The sequence below is a fragment of the Corynebacterium liangguodongii genome, assembly GCF_003070865.1.
Lineage (GTDB): Bacteria > Actinomycetota > Actinomycetes > Mycobacteriales > Mycobacteriaceae > Corynebacterium > Corynebacterium liangguodongii.
Window position 1 is genome coordinate 522,609 of record NZ_CP026948.1, and the last position, 22,150, is coordinate 544,758.

At 66.0% G+C, this 22,150-nt stretch carries 15 protein-coding genes; 8 read left to right on the forward strand and 7 right to left on the reverse strand.

The window, feature by feature from the left end:
• Nucleotides 1-10 precede the first annotated feature (10 nt).
• Genes C3E79_RS02550 through C3E79_RS02560 form a run of 3 tightly spaced genes read right to left on the reverse strand, consistent with a single transcriptional unit; the run spans nt 11 to nt 2,353 of the window.
• Nucleotides 11-613 carry a Maf family protein gene (locus C3E79_RS02550; RefSeq protein WP_108403498.1) on the reverse strand — a complete coding sequence of 201 codons (603 nt, stop codon included), beginning with the start codon at nt 611-613 and terminating at the stop codon, nt 11-13.
• A gap of 9 nt (nt 614-622) precedes the next feature.
• On the reverse strand, nt 623-820 hold the full coding sequence (locus C3E79_RS02555; RefSeq protein ID WP_108403499.1) for an acyl-CoA carboxylase subunit epsilon: 198 nt from the start codon (nt 818-820) through the stop codon (nt 623-625).
• 18 nt (nt 821-838) lie between these two features.
• Nucleotides 839-2,353: an acyl-CoA carboxylase subunit beta gene (locus C3E79_RS02560; protein ID WP_108403500.1), complete on the reverse strand. Its 1,515-nt coding sequence runs from the start codon at nt 2,351-2,353 to the stop codon at nt 839-841.
• Between the two features lie 221 nt (nt 2,354-2,574).
• On the opposite strand from C3E79_RS02560, the gene C3E79_RS02565 reads away from it, so the two are divergent.
• From C3E79_RS02565 to C3E79_RS02580, 4 genes are all read left to right on the forward strand, one after another.
• Nucleotides 2,575-3,585, forward strand: coding sequence for a FecCD family ABC transporter permease (locus C3E79_RS02565; protein ID WP_235840541.1), 1,011 nt, complete (start codon nt 2,575-2,577; stop codon nt 3,583-3,585).
• Complete coding sequence (locus C3E79_RS02570; protein ID WP_108403501.1) at nt 3,582-4,403, forward strand: ABC transporter ATP-binding protein; 822 nt, start codon at nt 3,582-3,584, stop codon at nt 4,401-4,403. Before C3E79_RS02565 ends, C3E79_RS02570 begins: the two co-directional genes overlap by 4 nt.
• Entirely contained in the window at nt 4,400-5,410 is a 1,011-nt protein-coding gene (locus tag C3E79_RS02575) for an ABC transporter substrate-binding protein (protein WP_108403502.1), read from the forward strand. Before C3E79_RS02570 ends, C3E79_RS02575 begins: the two co-directional genes overlap by 4 nt.
• A gap of 231 nt (nt 5,411-5,641) precedes the next feature.
• A complete protein-coding gene (locus C3E79_RS02580; protein WP_108403503.1) occupies nt 5,642-8,728 on the forward strand; it encodes an exonuclease domain-containing protein in 3,087 nt (1,028 codons plus the stop codon).
• Between the two features lie 120 nt (nt 8,729-8,848).
• Here the strand turns inward: C3E79_RS02580 and glnA are convergent, their stop codons facing one another.
• The 3 genes from glnA to gltB all read right to left on the reverse strand — a co-directional run bounded on the left by glnA (nt 8,849) and on the right by gltB (nt 16,502).
• Entirely contained in the window at nt 8,849-10,285 is a 1,437-nt protein-coding gene (glnA, locus tag C3E79_RS02585) for a type I glutamate--ammonia ligase (RefSeq protein WP_108403504.1), read from the reverse strand.
• Between the two features lie 128 nt (nt 10,286-10,413).
• Nucleotides 10,414-11,946 carry a glutamate synthase subunit beta gene (locus tag C3E79_RS02590; RefSeq protein ID WP_108403505.1) on the reverse strand — a complete coding sequence of 511 codons (1,533 nt, stop codon included), beginning with the start codon at nt 11,944-11,946 and terminating at the stop codon, nt 10,414-10,416.
• Nucleotides 11,946-16,502 carry a glutamate synthase large subunit gene (gene gltB, locus C3E79_RS02595; RefSeq protein ID WP_108403506.1) on the reverse strand — a complete coding sequence of 1,519 codons (4,557 nt, stop codon included), beginning with the start codon at nt 16,500-16,502 and terminating at the stop codon, nt 11,946-11,948. The genes C3E79_RS02590 and gltB overlap by 1 nt, the downstream gene beginning before the upstream one ends.
• A 212-nt stretch (nt 16,503-16,714) precedes the next feature.
• Here gltB and C3E79_RS02600 point away from each other — a divergent pair, with 212 nt between their 5' ends.
• The 3 genes from C3E79_RS02600 to C3E79_RS02610 all read left to right on the forward strand — a co-directional run bounded on the left by C3E79_RS02600 (nt 16,715) and on the right by C3E79_RS02610 (nt 19,491).
• Nucleotides 16,715-17,647, forward strand: a complete 933-nt coding sequence (locus tag C3E79_RS02600; RefSeq protein WP_108926533.1) for an RNase H family protein — start codon at nt 16,715-16,717, stop codon at nt 17,645-17,647.
• Nucleotides 17,648-18,004: 357 nt separating this feature from the next.
• On the forward strand, nt 18,005-18,301 hold the full coding sequence (locus C3E79_RS02605; protein WP_108403508.1) for a hypothetical protein: 297 nt from the start codon (nt 18,005-18,007) through the stop codon (nt 18,299-18,301).
• Between the two features lie 302 nt (nt 18,302-18,603).
• Nucleotides 18,604-19,491: a polysaccharide deacetylase family protein gene (locus tag C3E79_RS02610; RefSeq protein ID WP_235840540.1), complete on the forward strand. Its 888-nt coding sequence runs from the start codon at nt 18,604-18,606 to the stop codon at nt 19,489-19,491.
• A gap of 12 nt (nt 19,492-19,503) precedes the next feature.
• Here C3E79_RS02610 and C3E79_RS02615 read toward each other — a convergent pair whose 3' ends face one another.
• Entirely contained in the window at nt 19,504-20,499 is a 996-nt protein-coding gene (locus tag C3E79_RS02615) for an ImmA/IrrE family metallo-endopeptidase (protein WP_108403509.1), read from the reverse strand.
• 598 nt (nt 20,500-21,097) lie between these two features.
• Between C3E79_RS02615 and C3E79_RS02620 the strand changes: the two genes are divergently transcribed.
• Entirely contained in the window at nt 21,098-22,126 is a 1,029-nt protein-coding gene (locus tag C3E79_RS02620) for an alcohol dehydrogenase catalytic domain-containing protein (protein WP_108403510.1), read from the forward strand.
• Nucleotides 22,127-22,150 lie beyond the last annotated feature (24 nt).

Here is a 22,150-nt window from a genome sequence, read left to right on the forward strand (position 1 = left end):
GCCCGCCAGGCTACCCGTGGGGCCGCCAGAACTGCGAGGCGTCGAGCCCGAAGGAGTACAGCGCGCGGCGCAGCAGCGGCACGGACAGGCCGATGACGCTCGTCGGATCGCCCTCGATGGAGTCAATGAACCAGCTGCCGAGCGCCTCGAGTGTAAATGCCCCTGCGCACTCGAGCGGCTCCCCGGAGCGGGCGTAGGCGGCGATGTCGGCGTCGGAGGCGGCCCCGAAGTGAACCGTCGTGGCCGTGGTCTCGACCACCCAGCGCCCTCGGTAGCCGATGGCGTGGCCGGTGAGCAGCTGCGCGCTTCTGCCGCGCTGCGCGCGCCAGCGTTCGATCGTGGCTTCGATGGTGTGCGGCTTGCCCTGCAAGGTGCCGTCGAGAAGAAGCATGGAATCGCAGCCCACCACCACGTCGCCGGGGTAAGCGGGTGCGACCGCCTCCGCCTTCGCGCGCGCGAGCGTGGCGACGACGTCAGAAGGCCCGCCGGTGGCGCGGGCGATCAGGGCGTCCTCATCGACGTGGGCGGGGTGGCAGACCGGGTCCACCCCGGCGTTTTCCAGCAGCATCCGCCGCGACGGCGACTGGGAGGCTAAGACTATGCGAGGGGGCATCGCCGGGTGCTAGAAGTAGGTGACGTTCGAAAACGCCCCGGGGTTGAACACGGTGGAGAAATGGCGGGAGAGTGTGGGTGTTCCCCACAGGTCGCGCTCCCCGGTGCCGCGCTTGGCCCGCGCCTCCGCCTCGAGCTCGGTGAGCACCGCGGTGAGCGCGGCAACCTCGTCGTCAGTGGGGTTGCCCTTGACAATGGTGATGTCCATGGACTGCTCTCCTTATAGCTACAGGGGGATGTTCGAGTGCTTCTTCGCCGGGGTGTAGACCACCTTGCGCTCTAGCAGGCGCAGGCCCTCGAGCAGCTGGGCGCGGGTGGCGGAGGGCTCGATGACGGCGTCGACGAGCCCACGCTCCGTGGCGACGTACGGGTTGAGGTTATCCGCGGCGTAGCCCTCGGCGTCGACGCCGAGGGCGGAGGCGGCCGTCTGGGCGTCGGCAAGGGCAATCTGCGCTGTCGCCCACGCGAAGACGAGGTCTGCTCCGAGGTCCTTCGGCCCCATCACCGCGTACGCCGTGCCGAAAGCCTTCCTCGTGACCACGGTCATCGTCCCCACCTGGGCCTCCGCGAACGCGTGGGCCAGGGCCGCGGCCGCGGCGACCGCGCCCGCGCGCTCCTCGTCCACCGACGGCACGAAGCCCGGCGTGTCCACGAACTGGACGAGCGGGATGTTAAACGCATCGCAGGTGCGGATGAAGCGCGCCGCCTTGCGCGCGGCGTCGCGCGTGAGGCAGCCGGCGAGGACGGAGGGTTGGTTAGCCACGATGCCGACGGCGCGCCCGCCGATGTGCGCCAGGCCCGTGACCACGCTTCCCGCGTAGGCCTGGGAGAGCTCGAGGAAATCCCCGTCTGTCACCGCCGCGATGATCTCCCGCACGTCGTAGGCCGCAGCCTCGTCGTCGGGCATGAACGTATCAAGGTCCGCGCCGCTGGCCTCGGCGGCCTCGCCGACCGGGGAGCTCGCCCGGTTATTCGCCGGCAGGTATCCAACGAGGTCGCGGGCGAGCTGGAGCGCATCGACATCGCTTGCGGCGGTGAGCTGGGCGATGCCCGTCGCCTCGGCATGGACCGCCGCCCCGCCGATGTCCTCGGCCGTCGCCGGGGTGCCGGAGACCTTCGAGACAACCTCCGGGTCCGTCAGGTGCAGCGCGGAGCCCTCGGCCACAATGGTCACGTCCGCGAGCGCGACGCCTATCGACGCCAACTCTGTCGCCGCCCCCGCAACCACCGCAACCTGCGGAATCAGCCCCGATGCCGTCGTTGCCGCCCGCAGCAGCTTGGCCTGCATCGCCGCAGAGACGATCCCCTCGGTCACCCGCGCGCCCACAGAGTCGTAGATTCCGATAATCGGCACACCCGTCTTCGTGGCCAGTTCATAGATCTTGAGGATCTTCTCCGCGGTGACCTCGCCGAGGGTGCCGTTAAAGATCGTCGCGTCGAAAGAAAAGACGCAGACCCTGCGGGAGTCAATGAGCCCGTAGCCCGTGACCACGCCGTCGGTGGCCGGCTTTGTACGATCCATCTTGTATGCCTCGACGCGGTGGCGGGCAAGCGCGTCGGTTTCGACGAAGGTGCCCTCGTCGAGCAGCTTCTCGACGCGCTCCCGCGCCGTCGACCGTCCCGCCTCGTGCACCTTCTCGACGGCCTCCGGCCCAACCGGCTGGAGGGATTCCTCAAGTCGGTTGCGCAGGTCGGCGATGCGCCCAGCGGTGGTGGTCAAATCCGGCTTGGTTGAACTCATAGCGCCCCATCCTAGTGTTCAGGGATTGGGTGCGGGCAACATCGGTGCGGGTTTCCCGCCCGCCGGGGTGTGGTGGTTGTGGTGGTTGAGCTCTAGCAGCTATCAACGCGAGCAGGGGGGGAGCCTGCGGGGAAGGCGCCGCGTACCCAATCCTCGAGAAGGTAGCAGTTGTGGCGTCCGGGCTGGCCTGTATGGAAATGGGCGCCATGTAGTGTGAAGGAGTGCACATAAGGAGTCGGATCCCGCGGCTAATTGTTCTCGTCGCGCTGGCCGCTGTGCTTGCGGCCACGATCGTGGTCGCCGTCGCCATTGGGCCAGTGAGGATCCCGCTGGCTGAAGTTGTGGCGTCGTTAAGCCCGCTCAACGAGCCCGTCGCTGCGCAAGAAGCGCTGGTTACTGCGGTTCGCGTACCGCGGGTCCTCGTCGCGGCACTCGTCGGCGCTGGACTGGGTGTCGCCGGCGCGGCGATGCAGGCGGTGTTTCGCAACCCGCTTGCCGAGCCAGGAATCACAGGGGTCTCCGCAGGTGCCGCCACCGTGGCGGTGGTGATGATTGTCAGCGGGGTTGTCGACAGCGCACCGTGGGCACTCCCGCTTGGAGCTTTTGCCGGGGCGCTGGCCATTGTCGCGCTTGTCCAGGGAGTGGGCATGATCGCGCGATCTACGGCGTCGCTGCTGCTGGTGGGCGTGGCAGTCAATGCCTTTCTTGGGGCGGTGATCAGCGCGGTGGTTGCCAACGCCGTCAACGCGGAGGACGCGCGCTCGGCGATGTTTTGGCTCAATGGGGACCTCACGGGTCGCACGATGGCGGACGTGCGCATGTGCGTCATCCCGCTATGCATTGGCGCGGTAACCGTCCTTATCTACGCCCGCGAGCTGAACCTGCTTAGCGTCGGTGAGTCGCTCGCTCAGACGTCTGGGCTCAACGTCGTGCGGGTCAAAAACGTCGTGCTTGCCGGCGCGGCGCTGACCACGGCCGCCGGAGTGGCGGTCACCGGCGCGATCTCCTTCGTCGGGTTGCTCGTCCCGCACATCTTAAGGCTCGCTTTTGGGGGCGACCACCGTTTCCTCCTCCCCGCCAGCGCGCTAGCCGGGGCGGCCTTCCTCGTCGCCGCCGACACAGCAGCGCGGATGCTGTTCAACCCGGTGACATTGCAGACAGGGACTGTAACCGCTCTGGTAGGGGCGCCGTTCTTGCTCGGTCTCGTGCTTACGAGGGCGAGGACAACATGAGCGGGGAATTCGCCCTCGAGATTGTCGACGCCTCAATAAGCCGCAACGGGCATGCTATCCTGCGCGGGCTCAACGCGGGCTTCGCGCCCGGTCTCGTCCACGGCGTGATCGGCCCGAACGGCGCGGGCAAGTCGACCCTGGTGAAGGCGGCGCTCGGGCTCGAAGAATACTCGGGGGAAATCCGCGTGTTGGGCCGAGACCTTGCGGGGTTGACCTTCCGGCAGCGCGCGCGGCTGATGAGCTACGTTGCCCAAGCAACCGATCCCGGGATCGAGTTCACGGGACGCGAGTACGTCTCTATGGCCCGCTACGCGAGGCTGCCGCGGTTCGGCTCTCTGAGCCGAGCGGACGAGGAAGCCGTGTCGGAAGCCTTGCGCATCACCGGGGCCACGCAGTGGGCGAACGTTCCGGTATCTCGTACCTCCGGCGGAGAGCAGCAGCTCACTGCGTTTACCCGCGCGCTCGCCCAGGGTGCGGATCTCATGCTTCTCGACGAGCCCACATCCGCCCTGGACATGGGGCATGAGCTCGACATTTTGGAGTTGCTGAGCTCCTGGGTCGGGGGAGGAAGGGGGATGCGTACTGCCGTTGTTGTCTTGCACGACCTCTCGCTCGCCGCAAGGTTTTGCGACTACCTCACCCTCGTCGTCGCAGGACGCGTGCGCGCGCAGGGCACCCCGGCCGAGATCCTCACTCCCGGAATGCTCTCCGAGGCCTACGGCGTCGAGGTCGACGTACGGCAGCTCGACACAACGAAGTCCTTGGCGGTCACCCCGTTGAGGCGTATCGACGATCATTCGAAAGGACGGACATCATGAACAAGGAGATAGCGTGCTTGGCGGGAGGGATCCTCACCGTCGGGCTGGCGCTGGGTGCCTGCGCGGCACCGGATGATACGGGCGCAGCCCCAGCAGCGACATCCCCGACGAGTTCGGACATCCACGCTGCCCAGTGGCCACGTACTGTGGAAGTTGATGGCGCGGCGGTAGACATCCCCTCCGAGCCGAAGCGCATCGTCGCGGTATCTACCGAAACCGCGGATCTAGCGCTCCAGCTCGCCGGGCCGGATCGCGTCGCGGCGGTGTCGAAGGCAAGCCAGGACCCCGCTGGAGGAACGCAGGCGGAGCTCGCGTCCCAGGTCGAGGTCGCTTTGCCCGCAGGCACTGACCCCGACCCGGAACAGATCCTCGCGCTCGACCCCGATCTGGTGCTCACCACTGCTCGCCACGGCGGGGAAAAAACAGCGGGCGAGCAGCTGCAGGCCACAGGTGTCGCCGTGCTGAACTTCAGCGCAGAGACCTTCGCATCCCCGGAGGGGGTCGCTGCGGCGACCCGGACTCTGGGGAGGGCGCTGGGTGAGGAGGAGAAGGCGGAGGAGCTCGCGGGGAGGTTTGAGACGTCGATAAGCAAGCTAGATGAAGCGAAAGTTGCCGGAGCGCCGAGGTTTGCCGCGCTCATGTCCCGCGGGGGGAAGGTCATGGCTATGGCGGACGGGCAGATGCTTCCCGGCCTGGCGGCGCGCGCGGGAGGAATGAACGCAGGAGGTGCCGTCGGGATCACCCAACCCCGTCCGATCGATGCGGAAATGCTGGCGAAGATGGCTCCGGAGGTCATCTTTGTCGAGGATTTCCGCGGCCAAGGCCTCGCTCCCTTTGCCGAGCTGCTGGCCAACCCAGCACTTGCCGACATCCCGGCGGTGAAGAACCAGCGAGTCCATGCGATCCCTGCGACGGACGCCTCGGGGGTCTCGGGACTCAACACCGATCGCGGCTACGCTGCGATTGTGGAAGCACTCGGCCTGGCTGTCGCATCGTACGGACCGTAGCTGTCTCTTCACCGTTAGCCCTGGGCAGCAACGTGGTGTGTGGGCCGGGCGCTACGCCGGCATTCGCGGTCTCTGGAGGATTCCTCATCGGCGGGAAGCCGCCGGATCGTTGAGGTCTAGTAGCTATACCGTGGCAGGCAAAACACATCAGCACCCCCTGCCACCCAGTATGAGGAGGGGGTAGTTTTGGAGGCGTCGATAAGCACCCGGACACCAAGGCGGAACAGATTGATGAGCACCCCAGCAGGCTTCGCGGTTGTGGATATAGAGACCACTGGGTTTGGCGGGATGGACAAGATCATCGAGGTCGGTGTCGTCGTGCTGGACCACGAGCTTCGGCGGGTGGGGGAATGGGACACTCTCGTGCAGCCCAACCGGGACATCTCGAATAGCTTTGTGCACAAGATCACTGCCACCGACGTCGTGGGCGCTCCGGTGTTCGCGCAGATCGCGCCGTACCTGGCGTCGCTACTCGAAGGTCGCATCCCGGTGGCGCACAACGCGGGTTTCGAGCGCCGCTTCCTTTCTCGCGAGATGCGCATGGCGGGGGCGGAGTCAAACTTGGCCGACGTGGAGTGGCTGGATACTCAGGCGCTTTCGGCCAAGCTTCTCGGCGTGAGCAAGCTTGCCGACGCCACAGCAGCCCTCGGCATCTCCAACGCCAACCCCCACGCCGCCCTGGCGGATGCCGAAGCCACGGCTGAACTCCTGCGCGCACTCGCTCAGAGCCACTCGATCGTGGTGAAGCCTGGCTCGCGGGTGGTATCGCTAAGGTCCGATCCCAGCGAGCCTCCGCGTCTTTCTCGCACGGCCCCGCAACCCGCGGGCGGGCACTGGTTGGCGGACCTTTTCGCCCAGCTCCCGGCTGATGCGCAGGCGAACGTGCAGCGCTACCGGGCGGCGCTCGCCTCCTGCCTGGCGGACCGCACGCTTACCGCGGCCGAGATTGCGCACCTTGCGGATGTGGCGTTAAGCGATGGTCTCTCCCCCGACGATATCGCGCTCACCCACGAGGAATTTCTCCGCCAGCTCGCCGTGAGCGCCTGGTTGGACGGCGTGGTGACGGCGCAGGAGCGCGCCGAGCTCACCGAGCTGGGGGAGATGCTCGGCGTGCCGGCTCGGGAGGTGGAAACGCTGCTGGCCAACCCAGTGGAGGGGGAGGCGTTCGAGGGCGTCTACCTGCGGCCGGGGGATCGGGTGGCGTTTACCGGCGCGCTGAGTTTGCCGCGTGAGGAGTGGGAGGCACGCGTCGCAAAGCTTGGGCTCCGCGCCGCCGGGGTGTCGAAGCAGACGGTCGTGGTCGCCGCCGCCAACCCGGATTCGTATAGCAGAAAGGCGTTGAGGGCGCGCGAGCTCGGCATCCCGATTGTCAACGAGCACACCTTCTCCACCCTCGTCTCCAGCGTGGAGTGCACCGGGGAGGATGGCCCGTCGGTCACGCGCGATGAATCGCGGCCCGATGCCGCCGATCTGTTCCCGTGGTTGGGGCGGCCGGACGTGGGTTCGACCGCGGAGGTTGCGGAGGTGTGGATAGCCCACCACCCGCACAAAGCCCTGCACGCGTTGTCGCCCTACCTGACTCTTGGCGAGCCAGTCGATCTCGCGAACTCCCCGGCGGAGCGCGCCGGGCAGCGGTGGCGGGCCCAGTTTCCCCAGATGCTCGCCGCCACCGTGGCGGATCTGCGCGCGCTGCCTGGGGTGGGGGAGAAGCGACTGCGCCATCTCGTGGAGGCCGTGGCTCTCGCCGCGCTCGACGCGCAGATCGACGCGCAGGGAACGGCTGATCCGGGCGCCCCGGAATCCATTGTCGCTGGGTGGACGTTTCTCACCGGCGCGCCTTTCCCGGGGGCTTCCCGCGATACGCTTTCGGCCCTGCTGGAGGCGTGCGTTGGCGAGCTGGTCGAGGCGTGCGCCGGCGACGAGCGTCTCGCCCGCATAGCCACGCAGCGCTGGCTTGGCGGGGCGACTCTGGAGCAGCTGGGCGAGTCTTTCGGCGTGACCCGTGAGCGCGTCCGCCAGCTGGAGGTCTCTCTGCGCGGCACTTTCGAATCCCGCGCGCGCCTGAGCCCAGAGGTGGCGCGGCAGATCGCCACACGATTCGGGCCGCTTGCCCCGCTGCGCCGGGTGCTCCGGGAGATCCCCGAGCTCGGCGAGGTTGCAGAGCCGGTGGGCGTGACGTACGAGGAGTATTTCCGCAGGCTCTGTGGGCTCTGGGAGGTCCGCGATGGGTGGTTGATACGCCCGGGGCTTGAGGGTGCGGCCCTCGCAGCGGTCGCTCAAATGGCTGATCGCTATGGCGTATTCGACCCGGCTGAACTCGCTCGGGCACTCGGCACGGAGGAGTCCGAGGCGCGTGTGTGGCTTTCCGGCACGCGGCGATTCGTCGAGCTCCCCGGCGGAGCGCTGGCCCGGGCCGCGAGCCACCAGGATCGTGCGGCTGCGGTCCTCTCCGTCACTGGCGTACCGATGACACCTGAGGAGATCCTTGCCGCCCTCGGGGCGGAGGCCAACGTTCGCTCGGTGGCCAACCAGCTCGCGCTGGACGAGCGCATCTCCCGGGTCGCCCCGAACACCTACGGTCTGGCGGAGTGGGGGCTGGAGGAATACACCACGATTGCGGATTGGATTGGCAAACGTATCGACGCCAGCCCGTCCGGCTCAGTTCCGCTGACCGACCTGCTCGCCGAGGCGCCGCGGCTGCGCATCAGCGAGTCCTCGGTGCGAGCTTACGTCGCCAGCAGCGGCTTCCAGGTAGCCGACGGCGCCGTTTCCCGCTCCGACGAGAGCCCCGAGATCATCGAAGATGACCCGACGGAGTTTAAGAACCTCTATGTCCGAGACGGCGCCTGGCAGCTGCTGCTCACCGTAACCCGCGACCACCTGCGCGGGTCGGGTTTTCTCGTGCCGCGCGGCGTCGCCGGGATCTATCGCGTGCCCGTCGGCGGCGAGGTGGCGATCCCGAGCCGGCTCGGGGACCAGTTTGTCCGGGTGAACAAGCTCAAGCAGACGCTAAGCTCGACGATTCGCCGCTTCCTCGAGGAGCTCGGCTCAACCGAGGGCGATCGCGTCTGGCTGCGCTTCGAGCCCTCGCTTTTCGACGTCACCCCAGCCCCCGCCGCAGACAAAACCGCACGCGGGTTGGCCGGGTTGCTCTCCGGGATGGGCATTGACCCCGCATTGGCCGACGACCCGGGGCAGGCCCTGCGCGAGATCAACGCGGCGCTCGGGCTGCTGCCAGACGCCCCGCTCCGCCGAGCGGTGGCCATCCTCGGCCACCGCGGCCAGGACGACTGGGCGGATGTGCTGCGGGCACTCTAGGTGCGGCCGCCGCTTCTGCGTCACATCCGTGCATACAAAAACGAGCATCGGTGCCCACATGCGGGTATGTGGTCCAATGCTCGTCGTTGAATGCTCGGAACCACCTAGGGGCGGTGCCGCCTAGCAGTCGAAGTACATCTCGTACTCAAGCGGCGTCGGGCGCAGGCGGCTCGGCGCGATCTCGTTGGCGATCTTGTAGTCGACGTAGGTCTCGATGAGGTCGGCAGGGAAGACGTCGCCCTCGGTGAGGAAGTCGTGGTCCGTGCGCAGGCACTCGATGACGGCCTCGAGGGAGGTCGGGGCCTGCGGGATGGACTTGGCCTCCTCGACCGGCAGCTCGTAGAGGTCCTTGTCCACCGGGGCGTGCGGCTCGATGCGGTTCTTGATGCCGTCGATGCCGGCCATGAGCATGGCGGCCAGGCCGAAGTAGGGGTTGCCCGAGGGGTCCGGGGCGCGGAACTCGATGCGCTTGGCCTTCGGGTTGTTCCCAGTGATCGGGATGCGCACGGCGGCGGAGCGGTTGCGCTGGGAGTAGACGAGGTTGATCGGGGCCTCGAAGCCCGGGACCAGGCGGTGGTAGGAGTTCAGAGTCGGGTTGGTGAACGCGAGCACCGCCGGGGCGTGGTGGAGCAGGCCGCCGATGTAGTAGCGGGCGGTGTCACTCAGCCCGCCGTAACCGGACTCGTCGTAGAACAGCGGGGAGCCGTCCTTCCACAGCGACTGGTGGGCGTGCATGCCGGAGCCGTTGTCGCCGGCCAGCGGCTTAGGCATGAAGGTGGCCACCTTGCCGTACTGGTGGCATGTGTTCTTCACGATGTACTTGAAGGTCTGCAGGTCGTCGGCGGCGTGGAGGAGGGTGTCGAAGCGGTAGTTGATCTCGTTCTGCCCTCCGGATGCGACCTCGTGGTGGAAGCGCTCGACATCGAAGCCGACGAGCTGGAGGTTTTTGACAATGGCGTCGCGGACCTCCTGGGTCTTGTCCACCGGGGTGTTGGGGAAGTACCCGCCCTTGTGGCGGGTGGGGTTGCCCAGGTTTGGGGTGCCGTCGAGGTAGCTATCCTCGCCGCGGTTCCACCAGCCCTCGTCGGAGTCGACGTGGTAGAAGGAGGCGTTGGTCTCCGCGGCGTAGGAGACCTTGTCAAAGATGAAGAACTCGGCCTCCATGCCGAAGGAGGCGGTATCGGCGATGCCAGTGGAGGCGAGGTACTCCTCTGCGCGCTTGGCCACGGTGCGCGGGTCGCGGGAGAAGGGCTCGTAGGTAAACGGATCGTGGACGAAGAACTTCATGTTCAGCGTCGGCACGGCGCGGAAGGGGTCGCGGTATGCGGTGGCAGGGTCCGGCAGGAGGATCATGTCGGACTCGTCGATGGTGGTGAAGCCGCGGATGGAGGAGCCGTCGAAGGCCAGCCCTGCCTCGGCGGCCTCCGCGTCGAACGCGGAAGCCGGCAGGGTGAAGTGGTGCTCGGTACCGGGGACGTCGGTGAAGCGGATGTCGAGGAACTCGACCCCTTCGTCCTTGATGTACTTGACAACGTCGTCGGTGTTCTTAAAAGCCATGAGGGAGTCTCCTTGTATTGCGGCTCGTGGTACGAGGCGGGTGCCTACGGGAAGTGTAGTGAATAACTGTCAATGTATAGACACGTGTGGAAAAGTGAGTTCTACGTCACGTGTTGCCGGGCTTGTGCCTAGATGCTCAGCGGCGCCTTCGTCGGCTCGACAGGCGATGGCAGGGCGGTCTCACCCATGAGGTCCGCATCCACCGCGGCCGCGGCCGCGCGGCCCTCTGCGATCGCCCACACGATGAGCGACTGCCCGCGGCCGCAGTCCCCGGCGACGTAGACGGCCGGTCCGGCCTCGGTCGTGCGGGCGGCACGGTAGGAGCCGTCGCGGGTCATCCGGCCGCGCTCGTCGATCGTGATGCCCAGCTCGGCGTTGAGCCCAGCGGCCTTCGAGCCGCTAAAGCCCAGGGCGATGAGGACCAGGTCCGCGTCCATCTCGAAGTCGGTGTCCTCGACGGGGGTGCGGCGGCCATCGATGACGCGGACCTCGTTGCCGCGCAAGGACGAGACGGTGCCGTTCGAGCCGTGGAAGCTCACCGTGTTCACGGAGAACAGGCGCGTGCCCAGGGAATCGCCGACGCCGCGGGCCGCCAGGCCGAGCCGGGCGATCTCGTCTGCGGACTCGTCGCCGGTGATGACGTAGTTGCCCTCCTCGTGGGCGGTGGCGGTGCGGAAGAGCAGCGGGTACATCGGCCACGGGGTCGAGGCACCACGGAACTTCGGGGCGCGGGCGCGGATGTCGAACTGGGTCACGCTCGCCGCTCCCTGGCGCAGCGCGGTGCCGAAGCAGTCGGTACCGGTGTCGCCGCCGCCGATGATGACGACCTTCTTGCCGTGCGCGTCGATCGCGGGCGCGTCGGTATCTCCCTCGCAGTACTTGTTCGCCGCGGTGAGGTAGTCCATGGCGAAGTGGATGCCGTCGAGCTCGCGGCCGTCGACGGGCAGGTCGCGCGGCACCGGGGTGCCGGTGGCGAGCACGACGGCGTTGAAGTCGGCGAGATCGGCGGCCGTGGGGGAGGTGTTGACCCGAAACTCGGTGCCCTCGGCGCGCATCTGCTCGATGCGGCGGTCGATGTGGGACTTCTCCATCTTGTACTCCGGCACGCCGTAACGCATCAGCCCGCCGAGGCGGTCGTCGCGCTCGAAGACGGTGACGCGGTGGCCGGCGCGGGTGAGCTGCTGGGCGGCGGCGAGCCCGGCAGGGCCCGAGCCGACGACGGCGACGCAGCGGCCGGTGTCGAAGCTCGCCTTGACGGGTTCGACCCAGCCGTTGTCGAATCCGACGTCGATAATCTTTTGCTCGATGTGTTTGATGGTCACGGCATCGTCGTTAATGCCGAGCACGCACGCGCCCTCGCACGGCGCCGGGCACAAACGCCCGGTGAAGTCAGGGAAGTTGTTCGTCGCGTGCAGGCGGTCGAAAGCCTCGCGCCAGCGCCCCTGGCGCACCAGGTCGTTCCACTCCGGGATGATGTTGCCCAGCGGACAGCCCTCGTGGCAAAACGGCACGCCGCAGTCCATGCACCGGGCCGCCTGGGTCTTGTCGTGGTCCCCGGTGGTCTGCTCGTAGACCTCGCGGTAGTCCATCAGGCGCAGCGGAACCGGGCGGTGCTGCGCCTCTTGGCGCTGGTAGCGCAAAAATCCGTGTGGGTCGGCCATTAGCTCACTGCCTCCATGATTGCTTCCGCCTCGTCGCGGCCGGTGCGGCGCGCAAGGTCGATGATGTCGAGAACTTTGCGGTAGTCGCGCGGCATGATCTTGATCATCTCCTCCGGCTGGAAGGGGATCTCCGCGCCCGTGTAGCGGGTGTGGTCGGAAAAGACCTGGGTGAGGAATGCGATATCGGAGTCATCGACCGCGCAGATGTCGACCTCCCCGGGGTTGATCTTGCGGGCCAGGGTGGCCTCGTTATCCACGGGCGCGAGGTAGGCGATGCCGCCGGACATGCCGGCACCGAAGTTGTCGCCGACCTCGCCGAGGACGACGACGCGCCCGCCGGTCATGTACTCGCAGCCGTGGTTGCCAATGCCGTGGACCACGGCGGTGGCGCCGGAGTTGCGCACACAGAAGCGCTCGCCGGCCACGCCCGCGATGTAGAGCTCGCCGGAGGTCGCGCCGAAACCCGTGACATTTCCGGCGATGATGTCCGGCTCGCCGAGATCGAGCTGCGCCGGAGCCACCGGGTTCGGGCGCACGATGATACGCCCGCCGGAGAGCCCCTTGCCCACGAAGTCGTTGGCCTCGCCGATCAGGTCGAGGGTCATGCCGTGCGGGACGAAGGCGCCGAAGCAGTTGCCGGCGTGGCCGTTGAAGGTTAGCGTCACGGCGGCGTCGTCAAGCCCACCAGCCCCTCTCGCTCGCGTGACGACGCCCCCAGCGAGCGCGCCCACACTGCGATTGATGTTGCGGATCGGGTAGGTTCCGCTAAACGTCGGGTGGGACCCGTCCACCACACCGGCCGAATCCGCCACTACCTTAAGGTCGAGGCTCTCGTCGAGCCCGTGATCCTGGGCGGTGGTGCGCTTGCGCGTCTGGTCGGGGAAGAACTTCGAGCGCGCGGTGGAGAAGATCGGGGAGAGGTCGAGCTGGGCCGCGCGCGGGTTGTTGGCAACGAACTCCGCGTCCGTGCGCTGCCGCAGCAGGTCGGCGCGCCCGATGACCTCATCGAGCGAGCGGTAGCCCAGCTCGGCGAGGTACTCGCGGATCTCCTCGGCGATGAACATGAAGAAGTTCACCACGTGCTCCGCGCGGCCCGTGAACTTCTTGCGCAGCTGCGGGTTTTGCGTGGCCACGCCCACCGGACAGGTATCGAGGTGGCACACGCGCATCATGATGCAGCCCTCGACGACGAGCGGCGCGGTGGCGAAGCCGTATTCCTCCGCGCCGAGCAAGGCGGCGACCATGACGTCGCGGCCGGTCTTCAGCTGGCCGTCCGCCTGCACCGTGATGCGGTCACGCAGGCCGTTGAGCAGCAGCGTCTGCTGGGCCTCGGCAAGGCCGAGCTCCCAGGGGCCGCCGGCGTGCTTGAGACTGGTGAGCGGGGAGGCGCCCGTGCCGCCGTCGTGGCCAGAGATGAGCACGACGTCCGCGTGCGCCTTCGACACGCCCGCGGCGACCGTGCCCACGCCCTGCTCGGCGACGAGCTTGACGTGGACGCGAGCATCCGGGTTGACCGACTTGAGGTCGAAGATGAGCTGCGCGAGGTCCTCGATGGAGTAGATGTCGTGGTGCGGCGGCGGGGAGATCAGGCCGACGCCCGGGGTGGTGATGCGCACCTCGGCGATCCAGGGGTAGACCTTGTTCGGCGGGAGCTGGCCGCCCTCGCCGGGCTTGGCGCCCTGGGCCATCTTGATCTGGATGTCCGTGCAGTTCGACAGGTAGTGGCTGGTCACTCCGAAGCGGCCCGAGGCGACCTGCTTGATCGCCGAGCGCTTCCAATCGCCGTTCGGCTCACGCTCAAAACGCGCCGCGTTCTCGCCGCCCTCGCCGGAGTTGGACTTGCCGCCAAGGCGGTTCATGGCGATGGCGAGCACTTCGTGAGCCTCGGCGGAGATCGAACCGTAGGACATCGCGCCGGTGGAGAAGCGCTTGACAATCTCGCTGGCCGGCTCGACCTGATCGATCGGGATCGGCGCGCGGTCGGGGGCGAACTCCATCATCCCGCGCAAGGTGGCCAAGCGGGCGGACTGCTCGTCGACAGTGCGGGTGTAGTCCTTGAAAATCGCGTACTGGCCGGTCTTCGTGGCGTGCTGCAGCTTGAAGATCGTCTCGGGGTTAAACAGGTGGTACTCGCCCTCGCGGCGCCACTTGTACTCGCCGCCGATGACGAGGTCGCGGTGGGCCTGCTCCTCGGGGCGGGGGAGGAAGGCGTGGCGGTGGCGGATCTCCACGTCGGCGGCGACGTCGGCAAGCCCGATGCCCCCGATCGGGGAGGGTTCGGCGCCGAAGTAGTCGTCAAGAAGCTCCTGGCTCAGCCCTGTGATGTCCGCCAGGCGCGCGCCTCGGTAGCTCGCGACGGTGGCGATCCCCATCTTCGACATGACCTTGAGCACGCCGTTCGTGGCGGCCTTGACGTAATTCGTGCACGCCTGATCGAGCGTGAGCTCGCCGAGCTGGCCGATCATGCGCAGCTCGTCGATCGTCTCAAAGGCCATGTACGGGTTGATCGCATCCGCCCCGAAGGCGATGAGCATGGCCAGGTGGTGGACCTCGCGGGCGTCGCCGGACTCGACGACCAGCGATGCGCGGGTGCGGGTGCGCTCAGCAACCATATGCTGGTGCACCGCGGAGGTGAGCAGCAGCGACGGGATCGGCGCGAAGCGTTCGTCGGACTCTCGGTCGGTCAACACGATCAGGCTCACGCCGTCGCGCACCGCCTCGGAGACCTCCCGGCGCACGCGCTCTATGGCTTCCTTCATGCCCTTGCCGTGGTGCGCCTTCGGGTAGAGGCCGGAGATCTTGCGCGAGCTAAAGTGCGGGAACTCACCGTTGTCATTGGCGTGCACGAGGGTGGAAAACGCGTGGTTATCAATAATCGGCGAGTCGAGCTGGATGCGCGCGGCCGCCTCCGGGCCAGGGTTGAGAACATCCGACTGCGCGCCGAGAAGGGTGTGCATCGATGTCACAGGCTTCTCGCGGATCGAGTCCAAGGGCGGGTTGGTGACCTGGGCGAAGCGCTGCGCGAAGAAATCGAACAGCAGGCGCGGGCGCTGGGACAAGGCCGCGATCGGGGTGTCGGAACCCATCGACCCCAAGGCCTCGGTGCCGGTGAGCGCCATCGGGCGGATGATGAGGTCGACGTCTTCTTCGGTGATACCGAACACGCGCTGGCGCAGCACAGCGCGGTCGTGCTGCATGTAGCTATAGCGGGTCTGGGGGAGAGCACCAAGCGGCGTGAAGTTCTCCTCGATCCACTTGCCGTAGGGCGCCGCGGTGGCGAGCGCGTGCTTGATCTCCTCGTCCGGCACGATGCGCCCGGCTTGCGTATCGACGACGAACATCCGGCCCGGGCGCACGCGGGTGCGCTTGACAATCTTCTCCGCCGGGATGTCGACCACGCCGGCCTCGGAGGCCATGACCACGAGGTCGTCGTCAGTCACCCAGATGCGGCCCGGCCGCAGCCCATTGCGGTCGAGCACGGCGCCGACGTAGCGCGAATCCGTAAACGCGACGGCCGCCGGGCCGTCCCACGGCTCCATGAGGCAGGAGTGGTAGGCGTAGAAGTCCCGCAGCTCGTCCGAGATCGTCGGGTTGTGCTCCCAGGCCTGCGGGATGAGCATGGACATCGCGTGCGGCAGGCTGTAGCCGCCGAGTGTGAGCAGTTCGAGCGCCTCGTCGAGGCGCGCGGTGTCCGAGGCGCCAGGGGTGCAGATCGGCAGCACCCGCTCCAGCGGACCGAGCACATCGGAGTTGATCAGCGCCTCGCGGGCCCGCATCCAGTTCTCGTTGCCCTTGACGGTGTTGATCTCGCCGTTGTGCGCGATGAGGCGGTAGGGGTGTGCGAGCGGCCAGGAGGGGAAGGTGTTGGTGGAAAAGCGCGAGTGCACCAGCGCGACCGCTGACTCGACCCGCGGATCGCGCAGGTCGGGGTAGAACTCCGGGAGCTGGTCCGCGGTGAGCATGCCTTTGTAGACGATCGTGCGAGACGACAGTGAGGGGAAATAGACGGTGTCGCGCCCGTCGGTCTCGCCCAGCTCGCGGGTGAGCCGCTTGCGGATGAACCACATCACACGGTCGAGCTCGATGCCCGATCGGCCCTTGGCCGCGAAGAACGGCTGGAGGAAATACGGCATGGCGTCAAGCGCCATGCTGCCCACGCCCTCGGGGTTGTACGGCAGCTCGCGCCACCCGAGCAGCTCGGCGCCCTCCTCCGCGGCGATGGTCTCCACCGCGCGCTTGGCGTCGAGCATGGCCATGCGGGAGGTGGGCATGAAGGCGATGCCCGTGGCGTAGTGCCCCGGCTCCGGCAGCGAGAAGCCGAGCTCTGCGGTGACCTCGCGATAGAACTGGTCGGGGATGCCTATCAGAATGCCCGTGCCGTCGCCGGTGTTGACCTCGGCGCCGGCTGCGCCGCGGTGGTCGATGTTGATGAGCACGTCGAGGCCGTACTCGACGATTGCCCGGCTGGCGCGGCCCTTCATATCGGCCACGAAACCGACGCCGCACGCGTCGTGCTCGTGCGCCGGGTTGTATAGGCCGATGCGTTTTTGACTCAACGCTGGTCACCTCACTCGCTTTCGAAGATCTATCAAGCTATAGAAAACACGTCCACGGTGGTCTACCGCAATTCAACTTTTGATTGGTCGATAGAAAAGCCCAGCGTGGCGGACTCTAATGTGTTGCACATCACGCTATAGGGCGGGGTGTGGTCGTCCTGTCGCGCCTGTGCGTGAATCGCGGGCGATGGGTGTCGCGATGAAATTGTACGGTGACACGCGTGATGCTCTCCGCGAAGCCGACTGCCGCCATACACTCCACCGCCAACCGCGCTGGTGACGAACTGTTCGTCACTGCAGCCGTCGACGGGGAAATCGTCTACTCGGCGAGCCGGCCGATGGCCTCGCGTGTCGACGCACTGGGAGCCCTCGTCGATGCCTTCATTGAGACGTGGAAGCACCAAAGCGGCGGCATGATCCTCTATATGGGAGACACGACGGTTCGCCGCCTGCTTGCCGACGCCGTAGGGAGCCACCCCGGACTCGACCTCCGCAGCGTTGTCACCGGCCCCCGACTCAAGGCCACGGGGGAGGCGGCCCGCGCCGCCCACACCCCGCTCGGGTACGATCCCTGCCCGCCTCAGGTCCCCCGCTGGAAATCGCACCGCGTCTACGCCGCAGACGCCTCCAAGCAACGAGGCGACAACCGCATCGGCATCGCCTACGTCGGCTCCACACACAGGGTCCGGGTCGGGCATGTCCGTGCCGACACCATCGCCGAGGGCGAATTCGCCGCCGTCTCCCTCGTCCTCAGCAGCCTGCTCGAGAGTCGCACTGCGCGCGAGGTGGACATCCTCACCGATTCCCTGGAGGCCGCGCGCAAGCCAAGCTCCGAGAGCCCAGTCTGGAAAGGGCGCACCTTTGAGAGGGAGTGCCTGCGCAAGCTAGACAACGTTCAGGCGTGCGGCATCACCGTCCGAGTGAGCTGGGTGCGCGGGCACGCTGGCAACCCCCTCAACGAGCTGGCGGATCGCGCCGCAGTTGCCGCGCGCCGTTGCACCCAGTGGAAGCAGTCGCCCAACCAGCACGTGGCCAGCATCAGAACCGACCTGCGGGCCCTCCTCGCCTCAACCGACCCGGCCACCTTCGTCCCCAGCGAATCCCTGCCGGGGTGGGCGCGACCGGGCGCCTCCGCGCATGCCTAGCGTGTGAATGTTTCGGCGGTCGGCTCCGCAGTTGCAGAGTAGACCTCTCACGGGCTGCGCATTGCGGAGTTTTTGGTGGGCTACTTTTCAAAGAACGCTGACAGCTATTGACCGATGCACTCAACGACCCAGATTTCATGACCGCACCTGGCGCGCTCGGGGACCGGCGAGGGGCGGCAAAGTGGATCGACGGCAACCTGTATCGCGCGGACTGGTACCCAGTACGCGGCGTTCAAAAGATCGCATCGTTCTATCCGATATGCGGAGAACATATAATGGAGGTAGACGAAAGTGGTCGTATAATGGTCAAAGTAAACCTGTCAGACAAAGATACAAGGGGTTGGAAGGAGGTGCGGAATGGGGGATGAAATCGATAATCGGATACGTGGTTGGTACCCGGTTGAGTGTGCGCTGATCGAGTGGATTAGCGATGTCAAACAGGATGATGTTTGGTACGCGTTAGTCTCTGACCTCGAGGTAGGGGAGCCTGACCTCGCTTTCTACACCGTGATCGCAACCGCTAGACGTGACGGGCTGACCCTCCCCCCGAAGCTCCTCCGGGATAGTCTCGAGCACGCCAAGATCGGTGTTCTTGAGGCTGATCTGATCGTCCCGTTCCTCGAAAAACAAGCCGCAGCGTTAGACGCAAACTGACCGCCAGGCTCCCCACCCCATACTGCTGTGTGTTATCGCCCAAGGAGGCGGGGACACCGAGAGGAGAGCACCACAAGGACGGTCACGCGAAAAGTGCATCTGACTGTGCATTTAGCGCCACGCGACTCAGGCGACTTATATATCGGCTAACCGGGGCTTCCTGCACACCTCTCCGCTTCCGGGTAAACCCAGACGGGTAAGAATGCGCGAAAACCCGGAGAATCGGCGCATGTTTACCCGTCTGGGTTTACCCGGAAGGCGGCACCCGGGCGCCCGCTGCCCGCGCGATTTAACATGACACCATGCCAGTGCCTCACCGCCGCGGGGCAGCGGATCCCGCCCCGCTCATGAGCCGCCGTGACGTCCTCGCCGCCGGGATTGTGGGAACCGCGGGGCTGCTCGCGTCGTGCGCGGCGCCGAAAAAGCCTCCCGCCGCTCCTGAGAGTTCGGCTCCGGTTCCCACGTCGACGGTGGTGGGCGTCGCCAAGCCTGCTCCAGCGGAGATCGCGGCGCGCTACGCGCACGCCGAGCCGCAGGGGTGGGGCCTTGACCTGCCGGGAATCGTGCAAAGCACGCCGAACCCGAGGAGCATCGCGCTCACGTTCGACGCGTGCGGCGGGCCGCAGGGCTCGCTTATCGACGACCCCCTCCTCGCCACCCTCACCGAGCACAACGTCCCGGCGACACTGTTTTGGAACAAGCGCTGGATCGAGGCCAACCCGCAGCGCGCCCGGGAGATCGCGGGCAATCCGCTCTTCCAGATCGAAAACCACGGCACCGCGCACAAGCCGCTCTCGGTCAACGGCCGCGCCGCCTACGGCATCCCCGGCACCGCCAGCGCCGCCGAGGTCGTCGAGGAGATCGAGGGAAACCGCCAGTTCATGCGGGATTTCCTTGGCGTGGAGTCGAACTGGTTCCGCTCGGGTACCGCCCACTACGACGACGTGGCGGTGCGCATCGCGGGGGACCTCGGCGTTTCCATCGCCGGCTTTGCGGTCAACGGCGACGCGGGCGCGACGCTGCCTCGCCCGGTTGTGGAGCAGAACCTTCTCGGCTCTACCCCTGGGGCGATTGTGATCATGCACATGAACCAGCCCGGGGGTGGCACTGCCGCGGGGGTGAGCGCGGCCATTGAGCAGCTGCGCGCGGCGGGCTACACCTTTACGAAGCTCGGCGCCGCACCGTTGTAGCTTCACACCCTCTCACGAGGCGCGGAAGAGCGTTTCCTGGCGGCCGGGGGCTCCGACAACGGAAAACGGGGTCGTGCCGTTGGGGTGGACGGTGCGGATCGACCTGCGCGGCGTGATGTCGGCGTAGTCGCCAAGAAGCTGGGTAATCGTATTGGCGGACTGCGCGATCTTCATAATCGACATCGCGCGCGGCCACGTCGTCTTGCCGTCGAGCGCGCTTCCGACATAACCGCGCAGGTAGGCCGCGGAGTTGCCGTCGACGCCGTGAGTCATGCACACCAGGTACGCGACGGATTCAGCCTCCAGCTCGGCAATGGCCCGGGGAAGGTGCGTGCGCGACCGCGTCTCGGCGTTCCACTCGTTATCGGGGGCATCCGAGTCGAGCGGGCCCAGGTGGCCAAGGAGCACGTGAGCGTATTCGTGGGCGAGCGTCTGGAATTGCGCCGCGGGCGAGTGCCGCTGGTTGTAGCGCACGAGGAACCGCAGGGTGAAGTGGTGCTCGTTTCGCTGCCTATGTACGACTTTGACGCCGCGGTTGATGCGGCGCGCGTCGCCAGCTAAGGCGTCGCCAAGATGGGATGCTACCGGATCGATCCCGATGTGGCAGGCGTGGTCGAGCAGCTTGTTCACGTAGGGAGCTGGGTCCGCGGAGGCCTTCACAAGCTCGAACGGCGGGGTCAGGTCGATAGCCTCGTCCTCGCGACCCGGGATCGGCTCCGTATCGCTGAATTCGAAGACGGGCTCGACCGGGCCGAACGGTTTGAGGATCATGATCGCCGGCGTAGCGTGCCGCGGGCGCCGCGCATACTTTTCCCACTCCGTGCGGCTGAGGGCGTGGTGCGCGCCGGGCCGCTGCAGCTGCACCAGCATCGAGTTAAACGGGGAGAGGGTTCGGGTCGGCTTGGCAACGGATTCCAGGAGAGTCATGTACGACCTGGTTGCCTCATCGGCATCCTGGATCCTGGTCAGCAGGTCTGCGAGGTGTGCGTCGAAGGAATCAAGGCTCATGGCGCAGAAGGTAGCCGCGCACCGTGACACCGCACCGGAGACGTTCGAACGATTGTATGGGGCGGGGCGCGTGCCGACGCCACGTCGAGCGCAAAGTCATACGCCCAAAAGCAGATAGTTCGCCGTACCGATGCGGTGCGACCAATCTCGTGGGCGATCTATACGCCTTTGGATATCCGGTTTTAGGCATTTCGTTTCTGTGCCGGGCGGAACCCCATGGCTTCGCTACGGAGTCCTAACCGCGTCCTATCGCTTGGATACCGCTTGAGAGGCGAGATTGGATATGCCTGCGCTCTGCGGAGACGAGAGATGTGCTTTTTGTGGGCCAGCCGTGTGATCGGCATGCGTGAGACATTAGGCGGCGGAAACGATTTCTTACCTGCTCTCAGCGGTAGGGCCCGAAGAGGATTCTTCGTGAGCGTAGGGGTTCTCTGTTGGCGGCATTAAAATGGTGCAATTATTGCATATCCAGGAGATCCCGCTTCAGGCATGTAGTTCACTCACTCTTGTTATACTGGTTGCGGTAAGCCGTGAGGAGGGGGGCGTCCCCCGCGTGCGGTGGATCTGATACCAACTCTATTCTAGAAAGGTTCCTGTGATGCCTGACACCATGAAAGCCGCTCGGATGCATATCGACGGGGACGTTCGAGAACTCCGGATTGATGAAATTGCTATTCCTGAGCCGGGGCCCGGCGAAGTTCTGGTCAAGGTTAAGGCCGCCGGAGTTTGCCTTTCGGACGTGCACCTGCTCGACGGTTCTCTCACTCCGCCCCACCTGGAGGGCAATGTGGTCACTCTCGGTCATGAAACGGCTGGGGTGGTAGCGGCCCTTGGTGAGGGCGTGACCTGTTGTAAAGAAGGGGACCGGGTAGTGCTGCGAAGTGGATACCGTTCCGCTGATGGCAAGACCTATGGCTATGGCATCGATTTTGATGGTGGTTGGGCGGAATACATCGTCGCAAAAGCAAGCGTGGCTATTGAGCTGCCGGATTCGGTTCCTTTCGATGTAGCGGCGATCGTCCCCGATGCGATTTCAACCCCTTGGTCCGCCATCGAATACACGGCTCAGGTCAGTGCGGGTAAGGCCGTGGGAGTCTGGGGGGTCGGTGGACTTGGTGCTCACGCAATCAAGCTGCTCATTTCAAAAGGGGCAAAACCTATCCTCGCTATTGATCCGTCCGAAGCCGCGCGCAAGAGGGCTGAAGAATATGGTGTGGATCTTGCGATCGATAGCTCGGTTGAAAATTTCGCAGAGATCGTCTCCGAAGCGACGGGGGGTAATTTCCTAGATTTTGCTTTCGATTTCGCCGGAGTTCCGCCCGTGCGGAAGCAAGCGTTGGAGGTTCTTGGCACCGGTGGTGCGCTAGTCTTGGCAGGTATTTCTGGCAAGGAGGTGGTGATCCCTAATGACTTGGAATTTCAAATGAAAAAGCAGTCAGTGTTGGGTCACTATGGGTCTCAGCCGGGGAGCGTGTCAGACATCATTGAAATGCTTAAAAATGGTGTTGTCAATTTCGATGACTCGGTGACAGAGACGCTGCCATTGACTGAGGCGCAGACAGCTGTGGAGCACCTGGAGAAAAAGGTGGGCAACCCGATCCGAATCGTGCTGCATCCCGAGGATTAGCCGTGCTTCCCTGCGGCGTTGATC

Bases quoted from the DNA above. Each gene is read 5' to 3' on its own strand.
- C3E79_RS02575 (WP_108403502.1), top strand. From the start codon at position 4,400: ATGAACAAGGAGATAGCGTGCTTGGCGGGAGGGATCCTCACCGTCGGG.
- C3E79_RS02605 (WP_108403508.1), top strand. From the start codon at position 18,005: ATGGGGGATGAAATCGATAATCGGATACGTGGTTGGTACCCGGTTGAG.
- glnA (WP_108403504.1), bottom strand. From the start codon at position 10,285: ATGGCTTTTAAGAACACCGACGACGTTGTCAAGTACATCAAGGACGAA.
- C3E79_RS02615 (WP_108403509.1), bottom strand. From the start codon at position 20,499: ATGAGCCTTGATTCCTTCGACGCACACCTCGCAGACCTGCTGACCAGG.
- C3E79_RS02610 (WP_235840540.1), top strand. From the start codon at position 18,604: ATGCCAGTGCCTCACCGCCGCGGGGCAGCGGATCCCGCCCCGCTCATG.
- C3E79_RS02590 (WP_108403505.1), bottom strand. From the start codon at position 11,946: ATGGCCGACCCACACGGATTTTTGCGCTACCAGCGCCAAGAGGCGCAG.
- C3E79_RS02570 (WP_108403501.1), top strand. From the start codon at position 3,582: ATGAGCGGGGAATTCGCCCTCGAGATTGTCGACGCCTCAATAAGCCGC.
- C3E79_RS02620 (WP_108403510.1), top strand. From the start codon at position 21,098: ATGCCTGACACCATGAAAGCCGCTCGGATGCATATCGACGGGGACGTT.
- C3E79_RS02580 (WP_108403503.1), top strand. From the start codon at position 5,642: ATGAGCACCCCAGCAGGCTTCGCGGTTGTGGATATAGAGACCACTGGG.
- C3E79_RS02560 (WP_108403500.1), bottom strand. From the start codon at position 2,353: ATGAGTTCAACCAAGCCGGATTTGACCACCACCGCTGGGCGCATCGCC.
- C3E79_RS02555 (WP_108403499.1), bottom strand. From the start codon at position 820: ATGGACATCACCATTGTCAAGGGCAACCCCACTGACGACGAGGTTGCC.
- C3E79_RS02550 (WP_108403498.1), bottom strand. From the start codon at position 613: ATGCCCCCTCGCATAGTCTTAGCCTCCCAGTCGCCGTCGCGGCGGATG.